The sequence below is a fragment of the Arthrobacter hankyongi genome (assembly GCF_022012395.1).
GTDB classification, from domain to species: Bacteria; Actinomycetota; Actinomycetes; order Actinomycetales; family Micrococcaceae; genus Crystallibacter; species Crystallibacter hankyongi.
The window spans coordinates 184,320-195,441 of sequence record NZ_JAKLTQ010000004.1; the positions used below are offsets into that span (position 1 = coordinate 184,320).

The following is an 11,122-nucleotide window of genomic DNA, read 5'->3' on the forward strand; positions in this document are numbered from 1 at the left end:
GGCACAATGGAACACGTGACCCGTGATCGTGCCCGTACCGCTCCCTTCGACCTGGGCGCCATCGGCGCCGGCCTGACCTTCGCACGGTCGCTGGACGACCTTGCCGCGGCGCTGCGTGCGGGCGGGCCTGCCGGTACCGCCGTGGTCCAGGCGCCGCCCGGTACCGGCAAGACCACACTGGTCCCGCCGCTGGTCGCCAACCTCATCGCGGACCGCCCGGGCAGCGGCGGGCGCGTCGTCGTGACCCAGCCCCGCCGCGTCGCCGCCCGCGCGGCAGCCCGCCGGCTGGCCAGCCTCGATGCCAGCAGGCTGGGCGAGCGCAGCGGCTATACGGTCCGCGGGGAGAGCCGCACGGAGCGGGGGGCCGCGGTCGAGTTCGTCACGCCGGGCATCCTGCTGCGCCGCCTGCTCGCGGACCCGGGGCTGGACGGTGTTGCCGCCGTCGTGCTCGACGAGGTCCACGAGCGCGGGCTGGAGACTGACCTGCTGCTCGGCATGCTCGGCGAGGTCCGCCAGCTGCGCGGGGATCTGCTGCTGGTGGCGATGTCGGCCACGCTGGACGCGCCGCGTTTCGCGGCCCTGATCGGATCCGCTGACGGCGTCGGCCCGGCGCCGGTGGTCGACTGTCCGTCCGCGTTGTATCCGCTGACCGTCGAATGGGCTCCCACCGCGTGTCCGCGGCTGGACGAACGCGGTGTGACCCGCGGCTTCCTGGACCAGCTGGCGGACACGGCCGCTGCCGCGCACGCCGCCGCCGTCGCGGGTGACCCCGGGGTTGATGCGCTGGTCTTCGTTCCCGGTGCCCGCGAGGTAGCGCATGTCGCGGCCCGGCTGCGCGGCCGGACCGGCGGGACCGAGGTGCTCCAGCTGCACGGCCAGGTGGATCCGGCCGCCCAGGACCGTGCGGTCTCCGGCCGGGGCCCGGCGGATCCGCCGCGCATTATCGTCTCCACCGCGCTGGCCGAATCCTCCCTGACCGTCCCCGGCGTCCGGCTGGTGGTCGACTCCGGGCTGGCGCGCGAACCGCGGCGGGACTCGACCCGCGGCATGTCCGGCTTGGTGACCGTCTCCTGCTCGCAGGCCTCGGCGGAGCAGCGCGCCGGCCGGGCCGCCCGGCAGGGACCGGGAACCGTCATCCGCTGCTACGACCACCGGACATTCGCCGCCGCCCCGGCCCATGCCACCCCCGAGATCGCGGTGGCGGATCTGGCCGGAGCCGCCCTCGCCCTGAGCTGCTGGGGCGCACCGCGCGGCGCCGGGTTGTCGCTGCCGGACGCTCCGCCCCAGGCCGCGCTGGACGAGGCCGTCCGGGTCCTGCACGACCTCGGCGCCGTCGACCAGGCCGGCCGGGCCACCGAGCTGGGCCGGACCCTGGCCCGGATCCCCGCCGATCCGCGCCTGGCCCGGGCCCTGCTGGACGGTGCCGGCGTGGTCGGGCTGCGCCGGGCCGCCGAGGCGGTCGCGGTCGTATCGGGTGACCTGCGGGTGCCCGGCGCGGACCTCATTCGGTTGCTGTCCGCGCTGCGCTCCGGTACGGACCCGTCGGCGCGGCGCTGGACCGAGGAAGCCCGGCGGCTGGAGAACCTGGCCCGGCAGCAGGAGCCCGGGCCCGGCGCCGTCGGGGAAGTCGAGGAATTTGCGCCGGTGCCGGATGCCGAGTCCGTCGGTTTCGTCGTCGCGCTCGCCTACCCGGACCGGGTGGCGCGCCGCATGACGGGCGCGGCGGGGGAGAACTACCTGCTGGCATCGGGGACCCGGGCCGGGCTGCCGGCCGGCAGCCCGCTTACCGGCCACGAGTGGCTGGCCGTGGCCGAGGTGTCCCGGGCGCAGGGCCGCGATGCGGCCGGCACCGGCGCGGTCATCCGCGCCGCGGCGCCGCTGGAGGAGCAGACGGCGCTGTCCGCGGCCCGGCACCTGTCCTCCGATTCGGTCGAGGCGAGGTTCGACGGCGGAGCGGTCACCGCCCGCCGCGAACGCAGGCTCGGCGCCATCACCCTTGGCTCCACCCCGGTCCGACCGTCCGCCGGCGACGCGCGGGACGCGGTGGCCCGTGCCCTGGCGGCCGGTGGTCTCGGCGTCATCGGCTGGTCTGAAGCAGCGGACCGGCTGCGGCGCAGGCTGGCCCTGCTGCACCGCGAGCTGGGCGACCCCTGGCCGGATGTCTCCGAGCCGGCGCTGCTGGCCCGGCTCGACGAGTGGCTGGGCCCGGAACTGGAGGCCCTGGCCGGCGGGGCCTCCCGGACGGACCTGGCCGACCCGCTGCGGCGCCTGCTGCCGTGGCCGGAGGCGGCCGGGCTGGACAGGCTGGTCCCGGAACGGCTCGAGGTGCCCAGCGGTTCGCGGGTGCGCATCGACTACCCGGACCCGGCGGACGGCACCGGCCGCCCGGTCGTCGCCGTCAAGCTGCAGGAGTGCTTCGGCTGGGCCGGGACGCCGCGGCTGGTGGACGGGCGGGTGCCGGTGCTGTTCCACCTGCTCTCCCCGGCAGGCCGTCCGCTGGCCGTGACGGACGATCTGGCGTCCTTCTGGTCCGGGGCCTACGCCCAGGTCCGCGCCGAGATGCGCGGCCGCTACCCGAAACATCCCTGGCCGGAAGACCCGTGGACGGCCCCGGCCACGGGCCGGACCAAACGCCGGATGTGACGGCGGTGATCTTGGCCGCACGGACCGGCCCGGGGTTGGAAGCCCGTGCGGGGGAAACACTAGTGTAGAGGTATGCCCGCCTTCAGAAACGTCCGCGCTGCGGCCCTTCCCGCAAAGCTTTCCCGCTCCTGGCTTCTGGCCTCCGCCGCCGATGAAGCCAACTTCGCACCGGCCCTCGCCTCCGAGGCGGATTCGGTGGTCTTCGACATGGAGGATGCTGTTCCCGCCGCGGGCAAAATCGAGGCGCGCAAGCGCGTGGTGGAGGCGCTGTCCACCGGTATGACCGCCTGGGTGCGCGTCAACGGCATGGAGACCGAGTACTGGGCCGAGGACCTGGCCGCACTGTCCAAGGCCCCCGGCCTGCGCGGCGTGATGCTCGCCATGACCGAGCGTCCCGAACAGGTCACCCATACCGCCATGCGCCTGCACGCCGGCACCCCCGTGGTGGCGCTGATCGAGTCGGCGGTCGGCATCGAAAATGCGACGGCGATCGCCAGCGCCCCGGGCACCTTCCGGCTGGCCTTCGGCGTCGGGGATTTCCGCCGCGACACCGGTGCCAGCGACGACCCGATGGCGCTGGCCTACGCCCGCTCCAAGCTGGTGGTGGCTTCGCGCGTGGGCCAGCTGCCCGGACCGATCGACGGGCCCACCGTGGGTGCCCTCGGCGACGAGCTGCTGGCAGCCTGCAAGGTGACCGCGTCCATGGGCATGACCGGCAAGCTTTGCCTGCTCCCGGAAGCCGCGGACACCATCAACAAGGGCCTGTCGCCGAGCGAGTCCGAGATCAAGTGGGCCCACGAACTGCTGGACGCCCACGCTGCCGGTGCCGTGGTGGGGGACGGGTCCTATCTGCCGCGTCTGGCCCGCGCCGAAAAGATCTCCGCGCTCGCGGACTCCTACGGCCTCTGGAACGCCTGAGCCCTCGACACCGGTGGTGGGCCGGCCGTGTGCCGGCCTACCCCTCCGCCGGCTGGGCCAGCAGCTCGCGCAGGTCCAGCGGCCGCCGTCCGGTGAGCAGCTCGACGTCGTTGGTTACCTTGTCCAGTTCACCGGCGGCGATGGCCGTGTAGGTGCTGACCCACGCCTCCAGCTGCCAGTCCGGGGCCTGGTAGCGGGCCCGTGAGGCGTAGGCCTCTTCCACGGTCTCGTCCAGGTAGGACGTCGGTTTGCCGGTCACCTCGGTGATGATCGCCGCTGCCTCGGCCAGCGTGATCGATTCCGGTCCGGTCAGGTCATAGGTGAAGCCGGCATGGGGGATCGGCTCGGCCAGGATCTTCGCCGCCACGCGTGCCACATCGTCCCGGGCCACGAAGCCGGCCCGTCCGTCCCCGGCCGGGCCGCGGATGACGCCCTCCGGGCCGGCGAAGTCGGTGAGCACGTCCAGATAGAAGTTGTCCCGCAGCAGGGTGTACTTCAGCCCGGTGGCGCACAGCTTCTCTTCGGTCGCGTAATGGTCCCGTGCCAGCGTGAAGGTCGCATCCGGCGCCGCGCCGAAAAAGGACGTGTACACGATATGTTCCACGCCGGCCTCAACCGCCGTGTCGATGAACGCAACGTGCTGCTCCAGCCGGTCCGGCGTCTCGGCCGCGGAGACCATAAAAAGCGTCTGGATGCCTTGCAGCGCCGCGCGCGAGGCTTGCCGGTCGCCGAAATCGGCCCGCGCCGTCGTCGTCCCCGGCAGCCGTGGTGCGCGGGCCGGATCCCGTACGATCAGCCGCGCCGGAATCCCCTCCCCGGACAACAGCCGGGCCACACGCCGGCCCAGGTGTCCGGTTGCTCCGGTGACGGCGATGGCGGGTGTGGTCTGTGCGGTGGTCATGGGCACCAGCTTAGGCCGTCGCCGGGGCCGGACGGCCAAGAGTTCGTTCGGAGTTTGCCCGCCCGTATCCGCCGCGTGTCCTGCGGGCTTAATATGACGCTGTGGCCGGCCTGTATGTTGCATTGGGGGACAGTTTCACCGAGGGGGTGGGGGACCGGAACTCGCGGCTGCCCAACGGGGTGCGCGGCTGGGCGGATCGGGTGGCCAAGCAGCTGGCCAAGCAGGACCCGGGGCTGCGCTATGCGAACCTGGCCATCCGCAGCAAGCGGCTGCAGCAGATTGTGGAGGACCAGATCGGGCCGGCCCTCGCCATGCGGCCCACGCTGATCTCCTTCTATGCCGGCGGCAACGACATTCTCGAGCTGCGCCAGGACATGTCCTCGCTGGTCCGGCGCTACGAGGAGGCGGTGCAGCGCCTGGCCGGCTCCGGGGCACGCCTGGTGCTGTTCACCGGTTTCGACGTGATGCTGCCGTCGGTGCTGGGACCGATGAAACGCCGGAACTGGCTGTACAACGAGGCGGTGCGCGACATCGCGGGCCGCTACGGGGCGCTGCTGGTGGACCATTGGGCGTTCGAGGTCTACCAGGATCCGCGGCTGTGGGACACGGACCGGCTGCACATGTCCCCGGTGGGACACCGGCTGATGGCCGCCAAGGTGCTGGACGTCCTGGGTGTGCGGCATACGCTCAAGCCGGTGGCGCTGGATCCGTTCCAGCGCAGCGGCTGGGCCGAACGGATCCAGCGCGACTGGCAGTGGCTGGACGAGTGGGTCCTGCCCCTGTTCGCCCGCAAGATCCGGCGCGTCACGCTGGGGGACAGCCTCTCGCCCCGCTGGCCCGAGCCGGTGCTGGTCTCGCACGGGCTGCGGAAGCTGGCGCGGGAACGCGTGCGGCAGACCGCCCCGGAAACCACAGCACGCTGAGCCGCTCGGCGGCCGCGCCCTCCGGCCTGCCGTCCGGCGTGCGCCTCCCGTCCCGTCGTGTCCGGGTCTGGACGGGCACGACGGCGTGTTCCCGCCGTTGCGGGACGGGCCGGCGGCGCTACGCTGGGGGAAGCCCATCCAGCAATGCCGCAGCCCAGCAATGCCACAACCCAGCAATGCCACAGCGAGGAGTCCCGACGCAGATGACCTTCCCGGAAGCCGGCGGACACGACAGCCGCACTCCGTCCGCGTCGTTGCCGGCAGCCCTGCGCGAGCCCGTGGGGCGGGTGCGCCCCGGCTGGGTCGCCGCGGTGGCGCTGACCAACCTGGGCATCAACGCCGCGTTCTTTGGACCGCTGCAGGTGCTGCTGGCGCAGCAGTCCCAGGCCTTTGATCCGGCCCACAAGGAAGCGGTGCTGGCACTGGCCACGGGATTCGGGGCGGCGGTGTCGCTGGTGGCCAATCCGGTGGCCGGGGCGCTGAGCGACCGGACCACCTCCCGGTTCGGCCGGCGCGTGCCGTGGGTCCTGGGCGGCACCGTGCTGGCCTTCGCCGCCCTGATGCTGCTGGCCGGGGCGCCCGGAGTGGCTGTCATGGTGCTGGGCTGGTGCCTGGTCCAGGCCGGCTGCAACGCTGCCTACGCAGCGGTCACGGCCGCGGTGCCGGACCAGGTTCCTGCGGCACAGCGCGGGCAGATCGGCGGGATCGCCGCCATGGGCCAGACAGTAGGCATCGTGCTCGGCGCCGTCCTGGCCACATTGGCCGGCGGCTTTGTTCTCGGCTACCTCTACTGCGCCGTCTTCCTGCTCGCCTGTGCGCTGCCGTTCGTGTTCCGGGGGCGCAGCGCTCCGCTGGACCGGGCGGACCGGCCGCCGTTCCGCTGGGCCGCGTTCCTGAGGGGCTTCTACGTCTCGCCGCGGCACTACCCGGACTTCGGCTGGGCCTGGCTGACCCGCTTCCTGGTGAACCTGGGCAACAGCCTCTTCACGCTGTACCTGTTCTACTTCCTGCAGGACGAGGTCCGGTACCCGCAGCCGGCCATGGGCGTGCTGGTCCTGACCGGTATTTACGCTGCCATGGTGGTGGTCACAGCGGTGCTGGGCGGACCGTGGAGCGACAGGGTCGGCCGGCGCAAGCCGTTCGTGGTCGCCTCCGCAGCCACCATCGCCACTGCCTCGGTGATTGTGGCCGCGGTGCCGACCTGGCCCGCGGCCCTGGTCGCGGCGGCGGTGCTCGGCGCCGGCTTCGGCATCTTCCTGGCGGTTGACTTCGCGTTGCTGACCCAGGTGCTGCCCAACGCGCTGGACCGAGGCAAGGATCTGGGCGTGATCAATGTGGCCAATTCGCTGCCGCAGGTGCTGGCGCCGCTGCTGGCCGCGCCGATTGTGCTGTACCTGGGCGGCTACCGCGCACTGTTCGCCGCGGCCGCCGTCGTCGGCCTGTCGGGCGCCGTGTTCGTGCGCCGGATCAAGGGCGTACGGTGAGGCCCGGTGCGGCCGGCGCCCGAACAGCGGTAGCCTGTCCGTGGCCATCAAATCCATACGCCCAAGGAGGAATCCCTCATGTTTGAAGGTGCGCTTGAGATCCGGGATCCGCTGGCGGAGAAGCCACGGAGCATCACCCTGACCAGCCGGGCAATCCCGGACGGCTCGGTCATCGATTCGGCCTACGCCGCCAGAAGCGCCGGCGGCCGCAACCACATACCGGACCTGCACTGGGAAGGTGCCCCGGGCGGCACCAGGAGCTTCGCCGTCACCTGCTTCGATCCTGACGCCCCCACCGGCAGCGGCTTTTGGCACTGGATCGAATTCGACATTCCCGCTGGCACCACTGATTTCGGTGCGGATACTTCCGCCCACGGCACCGTGGCGGTATCCAACGACTACGGCCACCCCGGCTACGGCGGCCCGAACCCGCCGGCCGGAGAAACCCACCGTTATGTGTTCACGGTGTATGCCTTGGACGTGGAGAAGCTTGGGCTGCCTGCCAGCACCAGCCACACCGTGGCACGGTTCAACATCATGGCGCACACCCTCGCGTCGGGCTCGTTCACGGCCACCTTCGCCGCCCGCTGACCACCCGGCCTTTCTACGGAAAGTAGAATAGATGGGTCCGGACAGTTGCGGAGGGGGTTGGGCATGGAAATCTTCCTGAACCTCCCGCTGGGCTGGGCCATTTTTGCACTTTTCTGCGGGGCGATGATGCGCTCCAACGGCACCTACTGGCTGGCCCGCGGACTCGTCGCCGGTGCCCGCAGGACGCGGCTGGAAAGGCATCTGAACGGCGACGTGATACAGCGGGCCCGCCGCTTGATCAACAGGTTCGGCCCGTTCGCGGTGACACTCTGCTTCCTCACCGTGGGCCTGCAGAGCGCTGTCATCGGCAGCGCCGGCCTGGCCCGGATGCCGCAGCGCCACTTCCTGCCCGCCGTCGTATTGGGCAGCCTGATCTGGGCGGTTGTCTATGCGACGGTGGGCCTGGCTGCGGCGGCCGCCTGGATCGCCCTGCTGCTGGAGTCCCCGGCGGCCGCAGCAGTGCTGGCCGGCGCCGCCGTCCTGGCCGCTGCTTATGTCGTTTGGCGCAGGCGCCGGGCAGCCGGCCGCTCGGGCGACGACGGCGGCAGCCCGGACGCGGGCGGCGTGTCTGGCGACAGCAGCGCCGCGGCAGCGGAGCGGTCCAGCCACGGAGGCAGGTAGATCCGGGCGCAGCCGACCGGCCCTGGCCCTAGTGGGAGCGCCCCAGTCTCTAAGCTGGGACCATGGACTCCCAGCTCATTGCCACCATTGTGTCCGGTCTGCTCATCGCGGTCGGCCTGGCCGGCGTCGTCGTACCCGTCCTGCCCGGTTCGGTCAGCATTGCGATTGCGCTGCTCGTCTGGGCCCTGGCGCTGCAGAACACCGTGGGCTGGGTGGTCTTCGCCGTCGGAATGGTATTCGTGGCCGCGGGCATGCTGGCCAGTGCGGTCCTGACCGGCAGGAAGCTGAAGGAACGCCAGGTCCCCAACCATTCGATCCTGGTCGGGGTCGTCGTCGGGATTGCCGGCATGTTCGTGATTCCCGTGGTGGGTCTGTTCGTCGGTTTCGCGGTGGGACTGCTGCTCAGCGAATTCGTTCGGCGGCGGGATTTCCGGGACGCGGCGGGCGCCAGTGTCGCGGCGCTGAAGGCCATGGGGCTGGGCGTGCTGGCCGAACTCGGCTGTGCGTTCGCGGCTGGAACCGTCTGGAGCATCGGCGTGGTTACGTACTACTTCGTCCTCTGAAGGCCGCTTCCTTGGCCGCTCAGTCCCCGGCCAGCAGCCCGGTGGTGCGGTACGGGATGACCTCGCGCAGGAACATCTGGGTGGAGGTGCGTGTGATGCCGGGACAAAGCCGGATTTCCTCGCTCACCCGGTACAGATCATCGGGGCTGCGCGCCACCACGCGCAGCAGCAGGTCGGTATCTCCGGCCGGTGCATGACACTCAAGGACTTCCGGAATCCCGCGCAGGGCGTCGACGGCGTCGTTGAGTTTGCTCTGGTCCAATTCGGCGCTGACCATGGCCATGACACCCCGGCCCAGGGACGCGGGCAGGAGCCGGGCGGAATTCGGCCGCAGCGCATCGGATGCTGCCATCCGCTCGAGCCGTGCATGCACCGTTCCGCGCGCCAGGCCCAGCTTCTGCGCCAACAGCATGACCGGGATCCGGGGATCCTCGTCCAGTGCCAGCAGGATGCGGCGGTCCGTCTGGTCCAGTTCCTGCAAAATGACCACTTCCTGTCACGTCTCGCTGGTAATGCTGATCAGATTGACCAATCCTATTATCTGCGCTTGCACGGATTGCGGGAAAACTGTTCTGATGGCTACCAATGCGGGTCCGGCCACAAGCCGTGAGGCCCGCGGCTGGCAGGCACACGGCATACCCCGTCGCGGACCTGTAACGGACCTGGCCAAGGTCCTGCCATGTTGTTCACACCCTGCCAGACCCCTGACTCCTCCGCAGCCGGAGGGCCAGGGGCCTTGCTGGTTAAGGGCGGCTCGAAGCCCGGTTCAGGTTGTGCCCGTGCCGGATGCCGGAGGATTCACCGCGGATGCCGCCGTCGGCTTTTCGAAGAACCTGCGGTAGCCCAGGAACAGCGCCACGGCCAGGCCGACGGTCACGGCAATGAACGTCATCAGGGTGTCCTGCGAGGCGAAGCCCCGGCCAATGCTGTAGAGCAGGGTGAAGAGCCCGCCCAGCAGGACCCCGTTGGCCAGCACACGGTTCCGCTTCTCCAGCAGCAGGCTCAGGCCGAGCAGCACCACCGAGGCCACCAGCGAGATAGTGCTGACGTTGCGGTTGTAGATGCTGTTCTGCTCGTCGTAGGCCCGGTAGGCCCGGTCGTATTCCTCCTGCTGCTTCTGCTGCTCGGCCAGTTCCTGGTCCGTCGGGTTCGCCTTGGTGACCTGCGTGACCGGGAACTGCGGCGCTTCGGGCGGGGCGTAGAAGGTGCGGATGCCCAGGCCCACGAAGAGGGCAATGATGATACCGAGGAAGAAGGTGTAGACGATCTTCAGGACTTGGTTTTCCATGGTGCCTCAGGCCTCCGGGGGCATGGATAGTTGGTTGGACAACGGCAGCGGTGCGGCCATGGAGGGCCAATGGCCGTCCATGACTCGATCCTAGGTCCGGCCGGCGCAGAGAACGCCGCGGCCGCGCAGGAGGTGCAGATTCGTTACACGCCGAATGGCGAAATTCCGGTTCGGGACATATGATCGAACGCAGTGGATCGGCCCTGGGGCCGGACTACGGGGCTTTAGCTCAGTTGGTAGAGCGTTTCGTTCGCAATGAAAAGGTCAGGGGTTCGATTCCCCTAAGCTCCACTTCAAAAGCTCTCTGACCAGCGCAAATGCTGGGTCGGGGAGCTTTTTCCTTGCCCGGCACAGGCCTGGCGACACGTTTTCGACACGCTTTGGGGAAATTCTCAGAGGCCGGCACCCGGCCGGCGGAATTCTTGGACCCGTACGCCCTGCCGAGGAAGATATCCACGGCATCCAGCAGGTCCGATGCCCAGGGCCGCCAACTTCAGTTGGGTGAGCTCGGCAAACACGGCAACGGGCACCTGATGATGCTGGAACGGGACTATGATCAGATGCCCGACGCCGTCGCCGCCTGGCTGGACCGCCTGCTTGGGAACAGCTGACAGCGCGATGCCGCCGCCTGCATAAGACCGTCACACATCTAGGCAGGCCTGCGCTTGTTTTCGGGGGTCGCGGCTGGACCGCCTCTCCATTAATTTGCAGAGGCGGTGCAGCCGTGGGCGGGTTCAGCGAGTGCTTCGATGGTGAGTCCGTAGGGCACAGTTTGGCTTAGTTCCACCGTGAACTGTCCTGGTCCGGTCTTGGTGACCAGGATGCCAGGGCCGTTTTGCTGGCGGGCCAGATGCTGGAGCTCTTCGACGGCGGCATTGAGGAGCCGGTCGGCCTCTTCGACGCTGAAAGCGATGACGTCTTGCCGGGCCATGGCTAGTGCCGGACGATGCAGTGCTCGTCGGTGGCAAGCATTTTGCGTTCCCCGGTGCGCAGATCCCGGATCCACACGATCCGGAGTTGCGGCATCAGGTCCTCCACGTACCCGCTGCAGCGAAAGTTTCCGTTGCTGTGGATGTCAACATGGTCGCCCTGTCGAAGCGCATCGGATTTGGAAGCGCTGTCGGTGTGGTTTGTCATTGCGGTATTGCCTTTTCTGGATTGCCGCTCGATCTGCATTCATCGAACGTCTC

At 69.9% G+C, this 11,122-nt stretch carries 12 protein-coding genes and 1 tRNA gene; 8 read left to right on the forward strand and 5 right to left on the reverse strand.

The window, feature by feature from the left end; genetic code table 11:
* Positions 1-6: 6 nt before the first annotated feature.
* Positions 7-2,643 carry an ATP-dependent helicase HrpB gene (gene hrpB / locus LVY72_RS08525; protein WP_237819681.1) on the forward strand — a complete coding sequence of 879 codons (2,637 nt, stop codon included), beginning with the start codon at positions 7-9 and terminating at the stop codon, positions 2,641-2,643.
* Positions 2,644-2,715: 72 nt separating this feature from the next.
* Positions 2,716-3,561 (forward strand): HpcH/HpaI aldolase/citrate lyase family protein, encoded by an 846-nt coding sequence (locus LVY72_RS08530; protein ID WP_237819683.1) that lies wholly within the window; start codon positions 2,716-2,718, stop codon positions 3,559-3,561.
* A 37-nt stretch (positions 3,562-3,598) separates the two neighbouring features.
* Here the strand turns inward: LVY72_RS08530 and LVY72_RS08535 are convergent, their stop codons facing one another.
* Positions 3,599-4,462, reverse strand: coding sequence for an SDR family oxidoreductase (locus tag LVY72_RS08535; protein ID WP_237819685.1), 864 nt, complete (start codon positions 4,460-4,462; stop codon positions 3,599-3,601).
* Between the two features lie 110 nt (positions 4,463-4,572).
* On the opposite strand from LVY72_RS08535, the gene LVY72_RS08540 reads away from it, so the two are divergent.
* The 5 genes from LVY72_RS08540 to LVY72_RS08560 all read left to right on the forward strand — a co-directional run bounded on the left by LVY72_RS08540 (position 4,573) and on the right by LVY72_RS08560 (position 8,644).
* The gene (locus LVY72_RS08540) at positions 4,573-5,385 is read left to right on the forward strand and encodes an SGNH/GDSL hydrolase family protein (protein ID WP_237819897.1); all 813 of its coding nucleotides are present in this window, start codon (positions 4,573-4,575) and stop codon (positions 5,383-5,385) included.
* Positions 5,386-5,588: 203 nt separating this feature from the next.
* On the forward strand, positions 5,589-6,869 hold the full coding sequence (locus tag LVY72_RS08545; RefSeq protein ID WP_237819687.1) for an MFS transporter: 1,281 nt from the start codon (positions 5,589-5,591) through the stop codon (positions 6,867-6,869).
* A 78-nt stretch (positions 6,870-6,947) separates the two neighbouring features.
* Positions 6,948-7,460: a YbhB/YbcL family Raf kinase inhibitor-like protein gene (locus tag LVY72_RS08550; protein ID WP_237819689.1), complete on the forward strand. Its 513-nt coding sequence runs from the start codon at positions 6,948-6,950 to the stop codon at positions 7,458-7,460.
* Positions 7,461-7,523: 63 nt separating this feature from the next.
* On the forward strand, positions 7,524-8,081 hold the full coding sequence (locus LVY72_RS08555; RefSeq protein WP_237819692.1) for a DedA family protein: 558 nt from the start codon (positions 7,524-7,526) through the stop codon (positions 8,079-8,081).
* Between the two features lie 62 nt (positions 8,082-8,143).
* Entirely contained in the window at positions 8,144-8,644 is a 501-nt protein-coding gene (locus LVY72_RS08560) for a DUF456 domain-containing protein (protein ID WP_237819694.1), read from the forward strand.
* A gap of 19 nt (positions 8,645-8,663) precedes the next feature.
* Here LVY72_RS08560 and LVY72_RS08565 read toward each other — a convergent pair whose 3' ends face one another.
* Positions 8,664-9,125 carry an Lrp/AsnC family transcriptional regulator gene (locus LVY72_RS08565; protein WP_237819899.1) on the reverse strand — a complete coding sequence of 154 codons (462 nt, stop codon included), beginning with the start codon at positions 9,123-9,125 and terminating at the stop codon, positions 8,664-8,666.
* 285 nt (positions 9,126-9,410) lie between these two features.
* Positions 9,411-9,932, reverse strand: coding sequence for a hypothetical protein (locus tag LVY72_RS08570; RefSeq protein WP_237819696.1), 522 nt, complete (start codon positions 9,930-9,932; stop codon positions 9,411-9,413).
* 218 nt (positions 9,933-10,150) lie between these two features.
* On the opposite strand from LVY72_RS08570, the gene LVY72_RS08575 reads away from it, so the two are divergent.
* A tRNA-Ala gene (locus LVY72_RS08575) sits at positions 10,151-10,223 on the forward strand.
* Positions 10,224-10,632: 409 nt separating this feature from the next.
* On the opposite strand, the gene LVY72_RS08580 is transcribed toward LVY72_RS08575, so the two are convergent.
* Together LVY72_RS08580 and LVY72_RS08585 are read right to left on the reverse strand one after the other, a co-directional pair.
* The gene (locus LVY72_RS08580; RefSeq protein WP_237819698.1) at positions 10,633-10,863 is read right to left on the reverse strand and encodes a hypothetical protein; all 231 of its coding nucleotides are present in this window, start codon (positions 10,861-10,863) and stop codon (positions 10,633-10,635) included.
* 2 nt (positions 10,864-10,865) lie between these two features.
* A complete protein-coding gene (locus tag LVY72_RS08585; protein ID WP_237819700.1) occupies positions 10,866-11,108 on the reverse strand; it encodes a hypothetical protein in 243 nt (80 codons plus the stop codon).
* Between the last annotated feature and the right edge of the window lie 14 nt (positions 11,109-11,122).